20 protein-coding genes are annotated in these 19,661 nt (G+C 64.2%); 12 read left to right on the forward strand and 8 right to left on the reverse strand.

Annotation, left to right across the window (positions count from 1 at the left end):
* Positions 1–29: 29 nt before the first annotated feature.
* The 4 genes from LC298_RS05230 to LC298_RS05245 all read right to left on the reverse strand — a co-directional run bounded on the left by LC298_RS05230 (position 30) and on the right by LC298_RS05245 (position 3,238).
* Complete coding sequence (locus LC298_RS05230; RefSeq protein WP_131568422.1) at positions 30–1,313, reverse strand: O-acetylhomoserine aminocarboxypropyltransferase; 1,284 nt, start codon at positions 1,311–1,313, stop codon at positions 30–32.
* Positions 1,314–1,420: 107 nt separating this feature from the next.
* Positions 1,421–1,939, reverse strand: a complete 519-nt coding sequence (locus tag LC298_RS05235; protein WP_131568420.1) for a CoA-binding protein — start codon at positions 1,937–1,939, stop codon at positions 1,421–1,423.
* Positions 1,936–2,364 carry a VOC family protein gene (locus tag LC298_RS05240; protein ID WP_131568417.1) on the reverse strand — a complete coding sequence of 143 codons (429 nt, stop codon included), beginning with the start codon at positions 2,362–2,364 and terminating at the stop codon, positions 1,936–1,938. Before LC298_RS05240 ends, LC298_RS05235 begins: the two co-directional genes overlap by 4 nt.
* Before the next feature lie 61 nt (positions 2,365–2,425).
* On the reverse strand, positions 2,426–3,238 hold the full coding sequence (locus LC298_RS05245; protein WP_131568415.1) for an enoyl-CoA hydratase: 813 nt from the start codon (positions 3,236–3,238) through the stop codon (positions 2,426–2,428).
* 90 nt (positions 3,239–3,328) lie between these two features.
* Between LC298_RS05245 and LC298_RS05250 the strand changes: the two genes are divergently transcribed.
* From LC298_RS05250 to LC298_RS05275, 6 genes are all read left to right on the forward strand, one after another.
* Positions 3,329–3,763 carry a PaaI family thioesterase gene (locus LC298_RS05250; protein WP_131568413.1) on the forward strand — a complete coding sequence of 145 codons (435 nt, stop codon included), beginning with the start codon at positions 3,329–3,331 and terminating at the stop codon, positions 3,761–3,763.
* Positions 3,764–4,132: 369 nt separating this feature from the next.
* Positions 4,133–4,597 (forward strand): 50S ribosomal protein L13, encoded by a 465-nt coding sequence (gene rplM, locus LC298_RS05255; protein WP_131568411.1) that lies wholly within the window; start codon positions 4,133–4,135, stop codon positions 4,595–4,597.
* A gap of 5 nt (positions 4,598–4,602) precedes the next feature.
* Positions 4,603–5,094: a 30S ribosomal protein S9 gene (gene rpsI, locus LC298_RS05260; protein WP_131568409.1), complete on the forward strand. Its 492-nt coding sequence runs from the start codon at positions 4,603–4,605 to the stop codon at positions 5,092–5,094.
* Between the two features lie 114 nt (positions 5,095–5,208).
* Entirely contained in the window at positions 5,209–6,159 is a 951-nt protein-coding gene (speB, locus tag LC298_RS05265) for an agmatinase (RefSeq protein WP_131568407.1), read from the forward strand.
* Positions 6,160–6,198: 39 nt separating this feature from the next.
* Entirely contained in the window at positions 6,199–7,128 is a 930-nt protein-coding gene (gene argC, locus LC298_RS05270) for an N-acetyl-gamma-glutamyl-phosphate reductase (protein ID WP_131568405.1), read from the forward strand.
* 43 nt (positions 7,129–7,171) lie between these two features.
* Complete coding sequence (locus LC298_RS05275; RefSeq protein WP_131568403.1) at positions 7,172–8,230, forward strand: aminopeptidase; 1,059 nt, start codon at positions 7,172–7,174, stop codon at positions 8,228–8,230.
* A 176-nt stretch (positions 8,231–8,406) separates the two neighbouring features.
* Here LC298_RS05275 and LC298_RS05280 read toward each other — a convergent pair whose 3' ends face one another.
* Positions 8,407–8,952 (reverse strand): glycine cleavage system transcriptional repressor, encoded by a 546-nt coding sequence (locus LC298_RS05280; RefSeq protein ID WP_131568401.1) that lies wholly within the window; start codon positions 8,950–8,952, stop codon positions 8,407–8,409.
* 214 nt (positions 8,953–9,166) lie between these two features.
* Between LC298_RS05280 and LC298_RS05285 the strand changes: the two genes are divergently transcribed.
* A complete protein-coding gene (locus tag LC298_RS05285) occupies positions 9,167–10,411 on the forward strand; it encodes a cation:proton antiporter (protein WP_131568399.1) in 1,245 nt (414 codons plus the stop codon).
* Between the two features lie 45 nt (positions 10,412–10,456).
* On the opposite strand, the gene LC298_RS05290 is transcribed toward LC298_RS05285, so the two are convergent.
* Positions 10,457–11,371: a PhzF family phenazine biosynthesis protein gene (locus LC298_RS05290; RefSeq protein WP_131568397.1), complete on the reverse strand. Its 915-nt coding sequence runs from the start codon at positions 11,369–11,371 to the stop codon at positions 10,457–10,459.
* Between the two features lie 230 nt (positions 11,372–11,601).
* On the opposite strand from LC298_RS05290, the gene LC298_RS05295 reads away from it, so the two are divergent.
* Positions 11,602–12,513, forward strand: a complete 912-nt coding sequence (locus LC298_RS05295) for a hypothetical protein (protein WP_131568395.1) — start codon at positions 11,602–11,604, stop codon at positions 12,511–12,513.
* 95 nt (positions 12,514–12,608) lie between these two features.
* Here LC298_RS05295 and LC298_RS05300 read toward each other — a convergent pair whose 3' ends face one another.
* On the reverse strand, positions 12,609–13,721 hold the full coding sequence (locus LC298_RS05300) for a COX15/CtaA family protein (protein ID WP_131568394.1): 1,113 nt from the start codon (positions 13,719–13,721) through the stop codon (positions 12,609–12,611).
* 131 nt (positions 13,722–13,852) lie between these two features.
* On the opposite strand from LC298_RS05300, the gene LC298_RS05305 reads away from it, so the two are divergent.
* Positions 13,853–14,080, forward strand: coding sequence for a DUF2842 domain-containing protein (locus LC298_RS05305; protein ID WP_131568392.1), 228 nt, complete (start codon positions 13,853–13,855; stop codon positions 14,078–14,080).
* A gap of 250 nt (positions 14,081–14,330) precedes the next feature.
* Complete coding sequence (locus LC298_RS05310; protein WP_158284756.1) at positions 14,331–15,500, forward strand: GNAT family N-acetyltransferase; 1,170 nt, start codon at positions 14,331–14,333, stop codon at positions 15,498–15,500.
* 9 nt (positions 15,501–15,509) lie between these two features.
* Here the strand turns inward: LC298_RS05310 and LC298_RS05315 are convergent, their stop codons facing one another.
* Entirely contained in the window at positions 15,510–17,651 is a 2,142-nt protein-coding gene (locus tag LC298_RS05315) for a GumC family protein (RefSeq protein WP_131568388.1), read from the reverse strand.
* Between the two features lie 271 nt (positions 17,652–17,922).
* Here LC298_RS05315 and LC298_RS05320 point away from each other — a divergent pair, with 271 nt between their 5' ends.
* The gene (locus LC298_RS05320; RefSeq protein WP_428977555.1) at positions 17,923–18,456 is read left to right on the forward strand and encodes a polysaccharide biosynthesis/export family protein; all 534 of its coding nucleotides are present in this window, start codon (positions 17,923–17,925) and stop codon (positions 18,454–18,456) included.
* A 36-nt stretch (positions 18,457–18,492) separates the two neighbouring features.
* A complete protein-coding gene (locus tag LC298_RS05325) occupies positions 18,493–19,638 on the forward strand; it encodes a glycosyltransferase (protein WP_223385556.1) in 1,146 nt (381 codons plus the stop codon).
* Positions 19,639–19,661 lie beyond the last annotated feature (23 nt).

Below are 19,661 nucleotides of genomic sequence, written 5' to 3' on the forward strand. Positions count from 1 at the left end.
TGCGGTAGGTCAACTCCGCACCGCGCATGTCACGCTTTCGCCAGCGCCTGGTCGATGTCGGCGATGATGTCGGGGGCGTTCTCGATGCCGATCGAGAGGCGCACGACGTTGTTGCCGGCGCCCGCTGCTTCGCGCTGCTCGTCGGTGAGCTGGCGGTGCGTCGTCGACGCCGGATGGATCACCAGGGTGCGGGTGTCGCCGATGTTCGCCAGATGCGAGACGATCTCGAGGCCCTCGACGAACCTGACGCCCGCCTCGTATCCGCCCTTCAGGCCGAAAGTGAAGACCGCGCCCGCGCCGTTGGGACTATAGCGCTGCAGAAGCGCGTGATTGGGATGGTCCGGCAGGCCGGAATACTCGACCCAGTCAACCTTGTCGTGGCCGGTCAGATGTCTGGCGACGACCAGCGCATTGTCGCAGTGGCGCTGCATGCGCAGCGGCAGCGTCTCGATGCCGTTGAGGATGAGGAACGCGTTCATCGGCGCGATGGCCGGGCCGAGATCACGCAGGCCAAGGACCCGGCAGGCGATGGCGAAGCCGAAATTGCCGAACGTCTCGTGTAACACGATGCCCCCATATTCCTCGCGCGGCCTGGACAGCATCGGATACTTGTCGGAGGCCGACCAGTCGAACGTGCCGCCGTCGACGATGACGCCGCCCATCGAGTTGCCGTGGCCGCCGAGGAATTTCGTCAGCGAGTGGACGACGATGTCGGCGCCGTGCTCGATCGGCCGGAGCAGGTAGGGCGTCGCCATGGTGTTGTCGACGATCAACGGGAGGCCGGCGTCATGGGCGACCTTCGCCAGCGCCGCTATATCGGTGACGAAGCCGGCGGGGTTGGCGAAGCTCTCGACGAAGATCGCCTTGGTGCGGTCGTCGATCTGCCCGGCGAAGCTGTCGGGGTCCTTCGCGTCGGCCCAGCGGACCTCCCAGCCGAAATTCTTGAAGGAGTGCCCGAACTGGTTGATCGAGCCGCCATAGAGCTGGCGGGCGGAGACGAAATTGTCGCCGGAACTCATCAGCGTGTGAAGGACGATCAACTGCGCCGCATGGCCGGAGGCGACCGCGAGCGCGGCCGTCCCGCCTTCCAGCGCCGCGAGCCGTTCCTCGAGCACCGCTTGCGTCGGATTCATGATGCGCGTGTATATGTTGCCGAAGGCTTGCAGGCCGAACAGCGAGGCGGCGTGGTCTGTGTCGTTGAAGACGTAGGAGGTGGTCTGGTAGATCGGCGTGATCCGCGCGCCGGTGGCGGGGTCTGGCTGCGCGCCTGCATGGATGGCGAGGGTTTCGAAGCCGGGTACACGCTGCGACATGGGTCGTTCCTCCTAACTCGTGCGGCCAACCTTGTGGCGGGGAACGGCGAACCTGTCAAAGAGGATTGTCGCGCGCGACGGTGCGCCCGGGCGAAACGCTGCCTGCGCTACCGGCGGATGCCGAAGCTCTGGTAGCCGCTACGCAGTTCTGGCCGGCGGGACGAAAGGACGCTCGAATTGACGCCGTTCCAGCCGATTTCGCCGGAGAGCCGCGCATATTCGATTTTGGGGCAGCGGTTCATCACGACCGTGATGCCGCGCTCCTCCAGGCGTGCCGCCGATTCGTCGTGGCGGACGGTGAGTTGCATCCACACGACCTTCGGCAGCGGCTCCATCGCGAGGATCGCGTCGGTGACCCCGGGCACCGCATCAGATCCGCGGAAGACATCAACCATGTCGACCGGTTCCGGCAGGTCGGCGAGGCTGGCATACACGGGGCGGCCGAGGATCTCGTTGCCCGCCTGTCCGGGATTGACCGGATGGACCGTGTATCCCTTGGCGATCAGGTACTTGGCGACGAAATAGCTTGGCCGCGCGACATTCGCCGACGCGCCGACGACGGCGATGGTGCGGACGGAATTGAGAATGCCGGCGATGTGCTCGTTGCAATAGGCGTCATGGTTCATGGAAGCTGCATGAACCCGTCATCGTCGTTGTGCATCAACGGGTTGAACGCCAGTTCCCAAAGATGGCCGTCCGGGTCGGCGAAATATCCGGAGTACCCGCCCCAGAACACTTTTTCCGGTTTCTTGACGGGGCTCGCGCCGCAGGAGACGGCGTGGTCGAAGGCGGCGTCCACCGCCGCCTCGCTGTCGAGATTGTGCGCGATCGCCACGCCGGAAAATCCCGGCGCACTGTCCTCGACGCCCGCGTCCCTGGCCAGCGAGGAGCGTCCAAAGAGGCCGAGTGCCGTGCCCTTCATTTTGAAGAAGGTCACGTCGTCATTGGATGCCGACGACCGCTCGAAACCGAGCTTTTCATAGAACGCGGTCGAGGCCGCGACATCGGCGACGCCGAGGGTGACCATCGTTAGGCGGGGTTCCAATGCCATGACACCAACCTCTTGAACAAATCATGAACCTATTATGATGATGCGCGCTTGGCCGCAAGCCCTATTCACCCGTCCAGTGCGGCTTTCGCTTGTCGAGGAAGGAGCCGATCCCCTCCTCCGCGTCGCGATAAAGCATGTTCTCGACCATCACCTGCGCGCAATAGTCATACGCTTCCGACAGGCTCATCTCGGCCTGCCGGTAGAAGGCCTCCTTGCCGGTCTTGACCACCAGCGGCGATTTCGAGGCGATCACCTCGGCATACTTCTGGACGACCTGGTGCAGATATTCCTTCGGCACGATCCGGTTCACCAGGCCGAATTCGCGCGCCGTCGAGGCGTCGATCGTCTCGCCGGTCAGCAGCATCTCCATCGCCTGCTTGCGGTGTACGTTGCGCGAAAGTGCGACCATCGGCGTCGAGCAGAACAGGCCGATATTGACGCCCGGCGTGCAGAAGCCGGAGGTGTCGGTGCAGATCGCCAGATCGCAACTGGCGACGAGCTGGCACCCGGCGGCGGTGGCGAGCCCGTCGATTTCCGCGATGACGGGCTTGGGATGCGTCACGACGGCCTGCATCAGTTGCGAGCACATCCCCATCGTCTTTGCGAAGAACTTCCTGCCCCGGTCCTCGTCCGTGCGGTGCGCCGTCATTTCCTTGAGGTCGTGCCCCGCGCTGAACACCCGGCCGGCGGCCGCGATGACGATCACCTTGACGGCGTTGTCGTTCCGCGCATCCTCGAGCGCGGCCATGAGGTGCTTCATCATCGCGATGGAGAGCGCGTTGGCGGGCGGATTGGAAAGCGTCAGACGAAGCACCGGCCCTGTCATGTCGCGGGTCACGAGCGGGTGTTTGACCAGTTCGGGTTTTGCGGTCATGCGACGGGCTCCGGAATCTGCGCTGCTTGACGGCGAACCTATCAGCAGGTCAAACGCGGCGACAAGACACTCGATTCCACACGGAACACCATGGCCCCCCATCCCGAACCCGTCGTCACGATCCCCGAACTCGAACACTTCGCCGAAACCGAGTTCCCGCAGATCCATCAGGACGGCCGGGTGTTCTCCTTCGTCGATCTCGGGCCGGGCTTCATCACCATGCGGCTCGATACGAACGAAAAGCACCTGCGGCCCGGCGGCACCGTGTCGGGGCCGACCCTCTTCACCTTTGCCGACGTGACCGCCTATTTCGTCATCCTCGCCCATGTCGGCCTGAAGGCGCTGACGGTGACGACGAGCTTCCACATGAACTTCATGCGCAAGGCGGCGCCGGGGCCGCTGTTCTGCACCTGCCGCCTGCTGAAAGCCGGCCAGCGACTCGCCGTGGTCGAGGCGTCGATCGTCGATCAGGAAGAAGAGATCATCGCTCACGGCTCCTGCACTTACTCGATCCCGCCGAGGTAGAGCCAGCAGCGATGGGGCGGGCACCGCGCATTAGAGCTTTTCATCGCGCTCACCTACCGTACAGGCCTCAACAAAGCCGCCGCCTAGGTGGAGTATCAAGTCGCCGTGGCCCCTCGTCATCAAACGCTGACATGCGGTAAAATAATACCACATCTGCAACACACTGTTTTTGCTCTGTTTTTTCTTGACGCACGCAAATCAAACGCTTGACGTTGCGGGATTTTGGGTCTAGTTGACCCGCGATCGCGTCGGGTTCCGCCTGGCGCGCTCTGTTTTTGCGTTCGCCGCCCGATGCGGTGCCGCAATCCAAGCAACAAGAAAAGCCCCGGCTTCGGTTCTCCGGACGGGGATGAATTCAAGGACAAGAAAATGCGGACATTCTCCCAGAAGCCCGCGGACGTGCAGAAGAAGTGGATCCTGATCGACGCCGAGAATCTCGTCGTCGGCCGTCTTGCATCCATCGTCGCCTCGCGTCTCCGCGGCAAGCACAAGCCGACCTACACACCGCACGTCGACGACGGCGACAACGTGATCGTCATCAACGCCGGCAAGGTCGCGCTCACCGGCAAGAAGCGCACCGACAAGGTGTATTACTGGCACACCGGCCATCCGGGCGGCATCAAGCAGCGCTCCGCCGAGCAGCTTCTCGACGGACGCTTTCCCGAGCGCGTGGTCGAGAAGGCCGTCGAACGCATGATCCCGCGCGGCCCGCTCGGACGCCGCCAGATGAAGAATTTGCGCGTCTATGCCGGCGCGGATCATCCGCACGAGGCGCAGCAGCCCGAGACGCTGGATGTCGGCGCTCTCAATCCCAAGAACAAGAAGGTCGGTTGAACACCATGGCTGAATTGAACTCTCTCGAAGAACTCGGCGAAGCAACCGGCGCGGCGCCGGCGGAAGAAACCGCCCAGGAAGCGCCGGTCCATGTCCAGAAGCTGGACGCCCACGGCCGCGCCTACGCCACCGGCAAGCGCAAGGACGCCGTCGCCCGCGTCTGGCTGACGCCCGGAAGCGGCCGCATCGTCGTCAACGGCAAGGACTTCACCGCCTATTTCGCGCGCCCGGTCCTGCAGATGATCCTGCAGCAGCCGATCGTCGCGGCCAACCGCAACGGCCAGTACGACGTCAACGCGACGGTCGCCGGTGGCGGTCTTTCCGGTCAGGCCGGCGCGGTGCGCCACGGCATCTCCAAGGCGCTTACCTATTACGAGCCGACCCTGCGTCCGACCCTGAAAAAGGGCGGCTTCCTGACCCGCGACAGCCGCGTGGTGGAACGCAAGAAATACGGCAAGGCGAAGGCCCGCCGGTCGTTCCAGTTCTCCAAGCGCTAATCCGCTTCGGAAGACAGGACTTCGAAAAGCGGGGCTTCGGCTCCGCTTTTTTGTTTGCGTGCTTGGCCGCGGCCACGGATTTGCGCTAGGTGGCTTGGCGACAGGGAACCGACCATGCCATCGAAATCCATCGACCACGCCTTTACCGCCCGCGGCCTCACCGGCGCGGCAAGCGACCCGACCCATGCCGGCGCGCTGTCCTTCATGCGCCGCAAATTCACCAAGAGCCTGAAGGGCGCGGACGCGGTCGTCTGGGGCATCCCGTTCGACGCCGCCGTCTCCAACCGTCCCGGTGCGCGCTTCGGCCCGCAGGCGATCCGCCGTGCCTCGGCGATCTTCGACAACGATCCGCAATATCCGTTTCAGCGCGACCTGTTCGAGGATCTCGCCGTGATCGACTACGGCGACTGCCTGCTCGACTACGGCAACCACCAGAAAACGCCGGGGAGAATAGAGCGGGAGGCCGCGAAGATCCTCAAATCCGGCGCGTTTCTCGTCTCGCTCGGCGGCGATCATTTCGTCACCTGGCCGCTGCTGAAGGCCCATGCCGCGACACACGGCAAGCTGGCGCTGGTCCAGTTCGACGCCCACCAGGACACCTGGTTCGACGACGGCAGGCGGATCGACCACGGCTCCTTCGTCGGTCGGGCGGTGCGTGACGGCGTCATAGACCCGGCGCATTCGATCCAGATCGGCATCCGCACCCATGCGCCGGAGGATTGCGGCATCCAGATGCTTCACGGAAACGAGATCGACGAGATGAAGGCCGCCGACATCGCCGCGGCGATCGCGAGCCGCGTCGGCGATATGCCGTGCTACATCACCTTCGACATCGACTGTCTCGACCCGGCCTTCGCGCCCGGCACCGGCACCCCGGTCGCGGGCGGCCCGTCATCGGCCAAGATGCTGGCGGTGCTGCGCCAGTCCGGCGGTCTCGACATCCGCGGCGCCGACATCGTCGAGGTTGCGCCTGCCTACGACCATGCCGACATCACCGCCATCGCCGGCGCGACGGTCGCCCAGCACTATCTCGGCCTGCTGGCGGAGAAGCGCGCCGGGAACTGAATCAGGAAGCGTCTGCAAAGCATTGAAAAGAAAACAGTTATGAAACCCAAGCTCTTCATCGACGGCGAACACGGAACCACTGGGCTGCAAATCCGCCAGCGGATCGCCGCGCGGGACGATCTCGAAGTCCTGTCGATCCCCGAAGCCGAGCGGCGCAACGCGGCCCTGCGCGAGGAACTGCTGAAGAGCGCGGATATCGCCATCCTCTGCCTGCCCGACGATGCGGCCCGCGAGGCCGTCGCCATGCTCACCGACGCGCACACGCGCATCATCGACACCTCGACCGCCCACCGCACCCATGACGACTGGGTCTACGGCTTTGCGGAAAGCGAGCCGGGCCAGGGCGAGCGGATCGCCGAAGCGCGCTACGTCTCCAACCCCGGATGCTATTCCACCGGCGCGATCGGGCTGCTGCGACCCCTCACCCGCGCCGGCATCCTGCCGGGCGATTATCCGGTCACGATCAACGCCGTCTCCGGCTACACGGGCGGCGGCAAGCAGATGATCGCGCAGATGGAGGACGAGGCCCGCGACGATCACATCGCCGCGCCGCATTTCCTCTACGCGACCGCGCTGCGCCACAAGCACGTCCCCGAGATCCAGTCGCGCAGCGGGCTCGCCGTGCGGCCGCTGTTTTCCCCGAGCGTCGGCCGCTTCGCGCAGGGCATGCTGGTGCAGGTGCCGCTGCATCTCGACGCGATGGACGGACGCCCCGCCATGGGCGACATCCACGCCGTCCTGGCGAAACACTATGACGGGCAGGATATCGTGGAGGTCGTGCCGCTTGCCGAAAGCGCGGCCATCGCCCGGCTCGACCCGACCGAGATGGCCGGCACCGACCGGATGAAGCTGTTCGTCTTCGGCACCGACGGCGACGGCCAGGTCAACCTCGTCGCCTCGCTCGACAATCTCGGCAAGGGCGCGTCCGGCGCTGCGGTGCAGAATCTCGACCTGATGATCGGCGCATAGGGAAGCGCGCCTTGCCCCTCACCCTTCGCGCTGCGTACCGGTCATGACCCTTGCATTCGCGCGGCCCCTGGCGGCCCTTTCCCTGACTTTCGTCCTGTCCGGCTGCACCGGCATTTCCTATTACGTCCAGTCGGTGAACGGCCATCTGCAGATCGTCTCGGCCCGCCAGCCGGTCGACGAACTGATCGCCGATCCCGAAAAGCCGGCGATCTTGCGCGCGCAAATGGCGCTGGCGAGCGACATCCGCCAGTTCGCGTCGGAGGAACTCGCGCTGCCGGACAACGACAGCTACCGCAGCTATGTCGACACGCACCGCGATTACGTGACCTGGGCGGTGTTCGCCGCGCCCGAATTGTCGCTGGAGGCGCGGACATGGTGCTTCCCGGTCTATGGCTGCGTCCCCTACCGGGGCTACTTTTCCGAGGAGACCGCGAACCGTTTCGCCGCGCAATTGCGGCGGCAGGGCCTCGACGTGCATGTCGCCGGCATCACCGCCTACTCCACGCTCGGCTGGTCGAGCGATCCGCTGCTCAACACCATGTTCGGCCAGGATGAGGCGCATCTGGCGGGGCTCGTCTTCCATGAGCTCGCCCACCAGCAGTTCTATGCGCGTGGCGATTCCGCGTTCAACGAGGGATTCGCCGTCGTCGTCGAGACGACGGGCGTCACGAAGTGGCTGACCCACCGGGGCGACCCGGCGGCGCTGCGGCGTTACCGGGACGGGCGGGAACGCAGGGCCGATTTTCTCGCGCTGGTCGCCGGCGCCCGGGACGCGCTGGCGCAGATCTATGACGGCCCGGGCAGCGAGGCGCAAAAGCGGGCGGCGAAGGCTGCCGTCATCGAAGAGCTGCGGTCGGACTACCGCCGCCTCCGCGACCGGCGCTGGAGCGGCTTTGCGGGCTATGACGCCTGGTTCGACACCCCGATCGGCAACGCCAAGATCGCCGCGGCCGGCGTCTACAACGATCTCGTCCCCGCATTCGAGCGCCTGTTCGACCTCTGCGCGGGCGACCACGCGCGTTTCTACCGGGCGGTCCAACGCCTCGGCGCGCTCGACGGAGCCCGCCGCGCCGACGCCCTGAAAACGGTGGAGAGCTGGTGAACGGCCTGATCCCGACTCAACGAGACAAGGATCGGCGACGGGCTGATCGGGCACGATCGGGACAATGAGCCTTCTGCGCCCCGCCCAATAGGCGCCGCGGATTACAATCGCGAGTGGCGCTCGCTCTCGGTGCCAAGCAGGACATATCCTCCGGGAGGCCTGTCGGCTGGCGCACCTCAGCCTGGTTTCGCGGCTACCGCATCCCGCTCATGCAGATCAAGATCCACCATGAGGGCATTCGCCAGCTGTTCGAGTTCGGCATGCAGCGCCGCTTCATCAAAACCCGATGGCGCACGCAGGTCGAAATGGGCATGGAACAGAATTCCTCCGCCCATGGGGGCATCCGCTGTGTAGGTGTCCATTTTTTCGATGCTCACCCGGTGTGTGGCGAGGCAATGCGTAATGTCCTGGACAATCCCGGGCTGATCGGATCCGACGAGATCGATTTCGAGTGGCGAGCCCGTCGGTTCGGCTTGCTCACGCGCATCGCTCACCATGATGTTAAAACCGTCGCGTTCGAGAGTGGCCAGTTGCGCCATGAGCCCTTCGGCGCGCTCCCGGTCCGGCAACTCCACGCGGATGATGCCGGTGAACTTTTCGGCCATATGGGCCATCCGGCTTTCCAGCCAGTTGCCGCCGCATTCGGAGATGGCCTTCGAAAGCGCGTCGACCAGTCCCGGTTTATCGGCAGCGATGAAGCAGAGGATCAATTGCGCTGACATGGGATGTTTCCGTGAGTAGTGGTGCGCGGCAAACCACCATAGGCGTCTGACTGCGGCAAGCAAAGCTATGGAATTTCACGTCCATTCAGCGATGACGCCGTAAACTTCCGCATTGGACCGACTAACGGCAGCACCTGCCGCACAACCCCCCATTTCCTCAATTCAGCCTCTTTGTGTTACGACACCCCGCCGGGCGAGTCGGGAACGGGAGTGCATGCAGAACGAACCCTTCTTTGGCCTGAACGCCTACCATGTCACCCTTGCGCTCGTCGGCGTGATCGTCATCGCCGCGCGCTGGCTGCCGCGCCTGGTTTCCAAGCGCGAACCGGCGGCCGCGCCGCTGATGATCATGTTCGGCGCGGGAGCCTCGCTGCTGCTGCCCGAACTTCCCGCCCTGCCCGATCCACGCAGCACGCCGCTGCCCTGGGAACTGGTCAGCGAGCTGACGGTGATCGTCGCCCTGTTCGGCGCGGGCATGCGGATCGACAATCTGCGCCCGTGGAAGCGCTGGAACCCCACCTTCCGGATGCTGGCCATCGCGATGCCGATCACCATCCTGGCCGTCGCGCTGCTCGGGGTCGGCGTCGCCGGGCTCACGGTGGCCGGCGCGATCCTGCTCGGCGCGGTGCTCGCCCCCACCGATCCCGTTCTAGCCGCGGATGTGCAGGTCGGCCCGCCGCACGAGGGAGCCGAACATCCCGTGCGCTTCACCCTGACAACCGAGGCCGGGCTGAATGACGGGCTCGCCTTTCCGTTCGTCTATCTCGGCCTGATCGTCGCCGCCGAGGGCATGAACCCCGGCGCATGGGGGGCGGAGTGGGTGCTGCGCGATGTCGTCTATCGCATCGTCGTCGGCGTCGGCATGGGGTGGCTCGGGGGGAAGACGCTCGGCTATGTGCTGTTCGCGATCCCGAAGGGGGCGATCCTCGCCGAAACCGGCTCGGGTGTGGTCGCGCTGGCCGGCGTGCTGCTGTGCTACGGGTCGACCGAACTGGCCGAGGGTTACGGTTTCATCGCCGTCGCGGTTCTTGGACTGACGCTGCGGCGGGTGGAGGAGGAACATCATTTTCATCGCGCGCTGCACGATTTTTCCGAATCCATCGAACATGCCCTCACCGCGCTGCTGCTCATCGCGCTGGGCAGCGTTCTTCCGGTCGTGTTTGCCGATCTCACATGGACGCATGTCGCGGTGGCCCTGGTGCTGCTCCTCATCATCCGCCCCCTGTCGGGATGGATCGCGCTTTCGGGAACGAGCCTCCGCAAGCGGGACCGGGCGGTGGTCTCCGTCTACGGCGTGCGCGGCATCGGCTCGATCTACTATCTATGCTATGCCGGCAGCCACATGGAGTTCGTGAACGAACCGCAATTGTGGGCGCTGATCGGGCTGGTGATCCTGCTGTCGACGATCCTTCACGGCTTCACCGTCGGCTGGGCGATGGACACGCTGAAGGAGGATTGAGCCGGCGGCATTGCCGGTTCCCGGCGGAGGCCCTTCAGTGCAGGCTCAGACGAACATCGTCCCCCCGCCCGCCATCACGCAGTCCCCCCGGATCAGCGGCGGACGACCCGTTCCGATAATCTCAACCCCGATTTCGCCGGGGCGTCCGATCTCGACGCCCTGAGTGACCCTGAACACCCCGCCCTCGCGACTCTCCACTTCGCTCAATAGGGCGGCAAGTGCACCGGAGGCGCTGCCCGTTGCCGGGTCCTCGGCCGGGTGACCGAGCGGCGAGAGGACGCGCGAGCGGACGAGCGTCACCGGCTCGTTTTCCTCCATGACCACGAAAGCACAGACCGCGAAGCCGTCGACCGTCCGCGGCCCCGCATCCGCCGCGTCGCGGAACGCCGCTACATCCGGAGTGATCGCGCCAAGCGCCTCCAGGCTCCGCAACTCCAGGAAGGCGAAAGGCAGGCCGACCGACGCGACACAGGGAGTGATGCGATCGCTCACTATATCGCGTTCCGCCAGTCCGAGGCACCGCGCGGCCAGCTTAGAGTCCACATTGCCGAGCTTCTGCAAGGAATGCGGCGCCTCGATCACGGCCCCGGTAACAACCCCGTTTTCCCGAGTGAGGCGAACGCGTACGACTCCTCCCGGTTCGTCAAAAACTGCGCCTTCCGTCAGCGGTCCGCGCGCCGCGGTATCGCGTGTCGCGAGGACGAACGCCGTACCGATGTTGGGATGCCCCGCAAACGGAACCTCTTCGAAGGGCGTGAAGATGCGGACCTGCGCGATGGTCTCGGGATCGCTGGGCGGCAGGATGAATGTCGTCTCGGAAAAACCGAACTCGCGTGCGATTGCCAGCATCTGCGAGGTGTCGATTTCGCTCGCATCGTGGATCACAGCCACCGGATTTCCTGAAAACCGGGTGCGGGTGAAAACATCGACAATGCTGTAGAAAACGTGCCGCTCGCTCATGTCTGCATCATGGATCGCTACCGCCGGAATGCGCAAGCAGCCCCCTTGCGCGCTACTTGCGCCGCTTGGGGAGGCCCGGCTGTGGCCAAATAACGGGACGGCCCCGTCGACAAATTCGCCTCCATTTTCCGCCAACCCAACGTTTTTCCGGCATACCGCAAAAAACTTATCCACACCCCCCGAAACCTCCCGGATAATCCGTCCCGTGTTTGTTGCCGAAGGAGGCGGAGATGGGTTTCGACTGGGAAGGGTCGGTGGAGCATTACGGCGATGCGCTCGATGCCATCGCCGCGCGGATGATCACCATGGCCGGGATCCTGTGGGGCCGTCCGGTCGAGACCCTGCCGCGCCGGCTCTATCTGGAGATCCTGTCGATCCTGCGCCCCGCCGAATTCGCATTGCGCCGCCTGATCGTCATGGCCGCCTGGAAGGTGGTCCCTTTCAGGGAGCTTGCCACTGCGAAAGAGAAAACCGGCAGCGGCCTGCCGCTTGTGAAAGAGGAAAGCCCGCAGCTTGAGGATGGGACATCAGGGGCCCGCCAGCGACGAGCCTGCGGCGAGGAGCTTAAGGGCGGGACAAAGACCCCTTACGCCCCTCTCCCCCCTGATGAGGAGAGTGAGAACCGCTTGGGAAAGGCCAGGGATTTTAACGGCCTGGCCGAGCGGACTGCGACGGCCAAATGTCGAAAATCGCAAGATCACCAATCGCAGGAAAGAGGGACTGTTCCCTCGTCCGGTTTCGGGCATTCACGGAATGCCCGCGTTCCCTATTTCCCGATCTTCGATCCGTGGAAGCGCTACGGCCCGCCCTTTCTGACCGAGGAGCAGATCGCGGCGCTGAACGATCCGAACCGCGTGCCCGCGCCGCCCCGGCCGGTGCTCGACCCGGACGAATTGGTCCCCGCCACGACCCTCTGCCGGCGGGTGCGCGCCTTTGCCAACGCGCTGCTCAACCTCGACCATCACATCGATCGCATGGCCTGCTGGCGGGCGCGGTGTCATCTGGAGTCCACGCGGCCGCGGCGCTGGTGGCCGATCCGGCCCGGGGTGCCGCCCGGCTACCGCGAGCGGCCGAAGACCCTCGTCGGCGAGACGGTGAAGGACTGCCACATCCTCGCCCTCGACGCCCTCAACAGTTCGTAAGGCCCTCCACATCGCTGGTCGTTTCGGGCTGCGTTTCAATGAGACGCGGCGGAAATCGCGCGCCCTTCCGCACGGGGAGAGACCGCAACCCCTCCCTATCTGTGGGCCGTCCCGTTCTTCAGCGGCAGCGGGCCCACAAGACCGCGCCAGTGCGCCACCGCGAAGCCGAGGACGATCAGCGCCGTCGCCTGGTGGACCAGCGCCCAGCCGAGCGGAACATGCGTGACCAGCGTCACGATTCCGAAGGCGGCCTGCAGCGTGACCAGCCCGAACAGCAGCACGGCGCGCAGCGCGTGTGTCGACCCCGGCGCCCAGCGCCAGGAGATGCTCGCATGGGCGAGCGCGGCGAGCCACACCGCATAGGCGAAACTCCGGTGCACGGCCTGGACGATCGGCGGATTGTCGAAGAAATTGCGCAGGCCAAGCTGCGCGTCCCACATCCATGTCGGGAACAGGCTGCCGTCCATCAGCGGCCATTCGTTGTAGCCGATGCCGGCGTCCAGCCCGGCGACCAGCGCGCCGAGATAGATCTGGACGAGCACCAGAAGGACGAGGATACCACCCGCCTTGTCGGACCGGGCCGTCGGCTTCAGGTCGGGCGCGTGGGGCGCGATCGAGCGCGCCACCCACGTCACTCCAGCGAAGATCAGGCTGGCGAGCGTCAGATGCACCGCCAGCCGATACTGGCTGACGTCCGTGCGCTCCGAAAGCCCCGACGAGACCATCCACCAGCCGATAAAGCCCTGCAGGCCACCGAGCGTGAGCAGCATTGCGAGCGGCAGCTTGATGCGGTCATCGAGCCTTCCCGTCACCCAGAAGAAGGCCAGCGGCAGCGCGAAGACCAGACCGACGCCACGCGCGAGCAGCCGGTGGGCCCACTCCCACCAGAATATGAACTGGAATTCGGCGAGGCTCATGCCCTTGTTGATCTGCTGATATTCGGGAATCTGGCGGTACTTCGCCAGTTCTTCCTGCCACTCGGCCTCGCTCAGCGGCGGGATGACGCCGTGGATCGGCTTCCATTCGGTGATCGACAAGCCGGAGTCCGTGAGCCGGGTCGCGCCGCCGACGACGACGAGGGCCAGCAGCACGAGCAGCGTGAAATAGAGCCAGCCGCGAACCTGCGCGCGGTGCCGGAGTTCGGCGTTCCCGGCGGGCAAAGGTTGCGCGGACGCCGCGCCGGCGGACCCGTAGGTGGAGAGTGTCATCTTGTCGTTTCCGTTTCCGGCTGTGATCTATCGCTGCGCCGCAACGATTGGAAGCGTCCAGTTGCCGCAGTCGCGGGATTGGCTTCCGCGGCCAAGCTGCTAAGTAGCAGCAAACAATCCGGAAGCCCCGCATGCCCAAACGTCTCAGGAAATTTGTCGGAATGATCGTGCTGGTCGCCCTTGTCGTGCTCTACGCGCTGATCGCCGTCACGGTCGCGTCCTACCGGCTGGCGGAAAGCCCGTGGTACATCCACCTCGCCTTCTTCGCGTTCTCAGGGGTGCTTTGGGTCGTTCCGGCGATGCTCGTGATCAGTTGGATGGAGCGGGTGCCCAGGAGCGAGCGCGACGCTACACGGTGACGAGCCGACGGCCGTAATTGGCCGCGGGTACGGTGATCCCGGAAAGCATGGTCCGAATCTACTCGACACGCCGGCAATAGCCGACACCATGTGCGCGCCGAGTGTCGACCCGAAACCACCCTCGCGGTGATGCCAATTTCCCGCTCGCCGGCGGCGAGTGCATGCCGTAGGTGCGTCCCCGTTTCCAGCATACCGAACGAAGGAATTTCGAAACCCGGCCATGGCAAAATGCCGTGCAAAGGATCGAAGCATGGTTGATATCGGCGCACAGGCCTTCGGCACGAACCACCCATCAGCCGATGCGGGCGGGTTGCGGTGCGATGTCCATACAGGCCGTGAAATGGCGTTGGCGCTGACGGACGCGATCCGCTCTGACACACTGTATTCGGGATACCAGCATCCGGCCTTTCTAAAACCTTGGATTGCCAATTCGCCACACCAGCCGGTCTTCCTCGTCTTCCGGCCGAACGCTTCGGGACCGGTGGTGCTCCCGCTCGAACGGACGCGCAGCGGCGTACTGACCTATCCCGGCGAGCGCCAAGCCAACGGTAACTTTCCAATCGGCCGGGCGAGCGACCTCGCCGCGTTGGCGCTGGCGGGCGAATCCGCGATCCTGCGCGCGGTGCGAAACCTGCCACTGGAAGCAGACGCGATTATCCTCGAGCGGCAGCTTCCGGCGTTGAATAAGATCGCCAACCCGTTTGTCTTCGAAAATTCGTTCGCCAGCCCCAATCCGGCATTGGCGCTGTCCCTGGACGGAGGCTTTAACGAGGTGCTTAAACGGCACAGCGCGAAACGGCGGAGGAAACGTTTCCGCGGTCAGGAGCGACGGCTGGCCGGCACCGGCGGATACCGCTACGTGCCGCGGGCGGAGCCTGATAGGGTCGCAGCCACGCTCAACCGCTTCTTCGCGCTGAAGGCCGCGTGGTTTGCCAGGGCAGGCATCGCGGATGTCTTCTCGGACAATCACGTCAAGGCGTTCTACCATTCGATCTTCGAGCGCGGAGCGGCAACCGAGCCGGCAACCCACGAGCTGAAATATCTGGAGGTCGGCGGCGACCCCATCGCGATTATCGGTTGCACCGTACACCGCGGGCGTCTGACTGTGGAGTTCGGCAGCTACGACGAAACCTGGAGTGAGCTCGGGCCAGGTGACATGCTCTTCTTCCTGGCGATCCGCGAGGCCGCCGAACGCGGGCTCGAATTCTTCGACTTCGGCATTGGCGACGAGTTCTACAAGCGAGGCTGGTGCGAAATCGAGACATTGCACAGCGACACCATCATTCCCCTGACGCTGAAGGGACAAGCGCTTGGCGCCAGCAAGGCCATCCGCAACGGCCTTATCCGCTCGGTCAAGAACAACAAGACGATCTGGCAGACTGTCAAGGAGCTGCGTCGGCGGCTTCCCATCGCCCGCTAAGGATTCAATTCAACGCGCGTAAGCGCGGCGCGGCTCGGGCTCGTACGGGTCGTGTTCCTCGCTGCCCGCGGCGACCAGGATCAGGTCGTCATAACCACCATCGACGAGATTGCCGGCCGTGTTCATGATTTCGGGAGCGGTTGCGTCGACGACTGAAAGAGCGACCTGCGTCCCCTCTCCGGCCAACCGCTTCAGCCCTGCAGCGTCGGTGGGACCACATTCCACAACGACAATGTCGTAGGCCGACATCAGCGCATCAAGAATGATCGGCAACCGGTCCGCAGCCCGCATCGCGCGTACCGGGTCGGCGGTCCCGGTCGGAACCACATGGGCATTGGTCAGAAAGTCTGGATAGATGACGTCGGAATAGGACGAAGATGACGCGAGAAGATCGGTGATCCCCGGGCAGTTGGCGTCCTCCAGCATCCGGCGCGATGCGGCGCCGTTTCCGGTGAGATCCACCAGAATCGTGCGCAGACCGTCATCAGCAAGCGCGCGTGCGACGCCAACCGATGCGCCGGCTGCCGCATCGCCCTCCGGCGACACGATGATGGCGCGGTCGGCCCCGGTATCGATCAGCCGCCCCGCGAGCGCGGAGATGTCGTAATTGTCGTTTGCGCCGGAAGCGCTTTCCACGGGGTCCGGTCCGGTCGCCGGCGTGTCATCCGGCCCTGGGGTTGGCGGCCGGTCATCGATCTCGACAGCTGCCATCGGTCCTGCGCGAAAAGCTACCTCCGCCGGCACCGCCGGGACGAAGGCGCGACCGGTGGCGAGCTCGCGCACCACCGTTGAGAGGATCATGATCAGGAGCGAGACGAAAAACGCCGCCGCCGCCATAGGCGTCATCTTCGGAAAGGCCGGTTCGACGGGAACGATAGCTCGCGATATCAGGCGCGCCTTGGCGGGCGCGTACTGACCCTCATCGCGCGACTGTGCCTCGCGGAACCTGACCAGATAGGACTCCAGCAACGCCCGCTGGGAATCGGCTTCGCGTTCCAGCGCGCGAAGTTCCACCTCGCGCTCGCTGGCACTGCCTGACGCCGCCTTCAATTCGTTCAGGTCTGCCATCAATTCGTTTTCCCGAGAGCGGGCGATCTCGGCGGCATTCTGCAGGCCAACGAGAACCTTTCGTCCTTCCGCACGAATCTGACGGCTGAGATCCTCCAACTGGGATCTCAGTCCCTGTATACGCGGATGCCCCGGAAGCAACGTCGTCGAGAGTTCCGCGATCTCGGCGTTGAGCGCGATCTCCCTTTCCCGCAACCGAGCGATTAGTGCTGACTCCACGACTTCGGGGATGGCGTCAAGCGAACCGCCATTGTCGAGCGCGGCCTTGACGCTGCGCGCGCGTGCCTCGGCACTGGCCCTGGCGGCACGGACACGAGACAGTTCTGACGCCAGTTCGGTAAGCTGCTGGGTGGCGAGGATCGAGTCGTTTTGGCCAATCAGCAAGTCCGATGACGAACGAAACGCCGCTACAGCGGCTTCAGCTTCACGCACGCTGCGCTGCAATTCCTCGATCTCCGACGCAAGATAGGTCGCCGCGCGTCCGGTGCTCGCCAACTCATTGCGGCTCTCCAGAGCGAGATATGCTTCGGCCAATGCATTCGGGAACCGCGCGGCCAGTTCCTTGTCCTGTGAGCGAAACCCGATAACGATCACACGCGAATCCGGCACAGCATAAACTTCCAGGCGCTCGCGAACCGCGTCGAGCACGCGCTTTTCGGGCGGCACCAGCGCGGGATCGCTCAGCATGCCGAGAGCGACGAGACCGCGCTCGAGACCGGACATAGCCGGCGCGGCATCAAATTCGCTCAACTTTTTCAGGTCGAGTTCGTTCGCCACCTGAATCAGGAGATCGCTCGACGAGAGGATTTCAACCTGACTGGCAACACCTTCCTGATCAAGCAGCGACGCATCCGGCGCATTGCCCCCGTCTCGCTCCGGCCGGGTGAAGATGGATTCGCTTGACTGGATCAGAAGGCGCGCATCGGCCTCGTATTTGGGCGTGACCATGCTCAAGAGCGCCACTACGAGCACTGTCAGGACGAGCGTTCCAAGAAGGATACGCACCTTGTCGCGCCACAGGGCCGCAAAGATGCGCCCAATATCGATATCGGCGTCCTGCGGCCTGTAATCCAATTGTGACATGCACTTACCCCGGAACTCAGTCCATTTATCCCTTGCATGTAAACGATCATGGTTTCCGGGCGGTAAATGCGCCAACGTATCCTGTAGGTTGACCGGCGTTTATCCTGCCCACTCCCCTGGACGTGCAGTCGGGACCTTGGGACACATCCTTTACCGGCCATTAACCCTAACAGACGGATAACGGATCTGACCGGCGACCACGCCGGAACGAATTGAGGTATCGTCCATGCAACGGCTGTTCCGCCATCGCCCAATAGCGGTCGCATCCCTGATGGGGCTTGCGGTTCTCGTTGCCGGATGTTCCGGGTACCGCCCTGCCCCCGCTGCCTTTCACGAAGCAATCAATCAGCCCTATGTGCTGGACGCCGGCGACCGGATCCGGGTGACGGTCTTTGATCAGGAAGATTTGACCAACACCTACGCCGTCGATCAATCCGGCTACATTTCCTTTCCGCTCGTCGGCGCGGTACCTGCGCGCGGCCGCACCGTTCAACAGATCGAACAGGAAATTGCGGGCGAGTTGCGCGAGGGATATTTGCGTAATCCCGATGTGTCGGTTCAGGTGGACCAGTACCGGACGGTATTCATCATGGGAGAAGTCGGCTCGGCGGGACAGTACACCTACACGCCCGGCATGACCGTGCAGAATGCGGTTGCGGCAGCAGGCGGATTTTCAGCCCGAGCAAATCAGCGAAATGTCGACATTACCAGACAGATCAACGGAAAGGTCATGACCGGACGCGTCCTGATCAGTGATCCTATCTTGCCCGGCGACACCGTATTCGTACGCGAACGCCTGTTCTGAGGCAGCGAAAAATTGTGAGAGCGAGCATCCAGATTTATGGCCAGATCCGAGCCAATGCGCATCGTGCACATTCTGCGAGCGCCTATGGGAGGACTGTTTCGTCACGTACGCGATCTGGCGCTGGCCCACGAGGCGGCAGGGCACTCGGTCGGCATAATCTGCGATACGCCGGGGGTCCCCGGCTACAGCGAAGGCATGGTCGCGGAGTTGACCCCGCGGATTTCCCTCGGGGTGAAGCGTGTCTCGATGCGGCGGGAGGTCGGTCCGCGCGACTTAATTGACGCACGGAAGGTATTGAATGTCCTCAAGGAATTGAAACCGAGTGTTCTGCACGGGCACGGCGCGAAAGGCGGAGTTTACGCCCGCGCACTCGGTTCACTCATACGGGCAGAAAGGTCTCGCGTCGCCCGTTTCTACTCACCCCACGGCGGCAGCCTGCATTACGGCGCCGCGACGCGTCCGGGGAAGGCGTATTTTCGCGTCGAGCGCTTTCTGGAAAGGTTCACAGACCACATCCTGTTCGTCGCGGACTTCGAAAAGCGGGCCTACACGGCGAAAATCGGTCCCCCTGCCTGTCCCTGGTCGGTGAACCGCAACGGCCTTACCGCGGCTGAATTCGAGCCCGTCGAACCGGTAGCAGATGCGGCGGATTTCCTCTTTCTCGGTGAACTGCGCGCAATCAAGGGGCCGGACCTTTTCATCCATGCGCTGGCGGAACTAAAATCGGCCGGTCACGCGCACATTCGCGCAGTGATTGTGGGCGACGGCGCCGAGCGTCAACAACTTGCCGGACTGGCGGAGAGCTTGGGCCTTTCGGATTCGGTCGAGTTCCGCCCCTCCATGCCTGCGCGCGAGGCGTTTGCGCTGGCGCGGACATTCGTGATGCCGTCACGCGCCGAGGCATTGCCTTATGTCGTGATCGAGGCTCTGGCCGCGCAGGTGCCCGTCGTTGCCACATATGTGGGCGGCATACCCGAGATATTCGGGAGCAGTGCCGATGCGCTCGTCGCACCGGAAAGCGGTGCGCTTGCGGCGGCGATGCGAGCAGCTGCCGAGAACCGGGCGCACTTCATGCGCCTCCTTCCCGGTCAAACCACCTTGAAGGAACGTTTCTCGATAGAAAGGATGGCCGAACACGCGCTGGAAGCTTACCGCGAAGCCGTCACCAAACTGGCACACTGAAGGGTTCGGACCAAATTCCCCGT

Source organism: Oricola cellulosilytica (assembly GCF_019966575.1).
GTDB classification, from domain to species: Bacteria; Pseudomonadota; Alphaproteobacteria; order Rhizobiales; family Rhizobiaceae; genus Oricola; species Oricola cellulosilytica.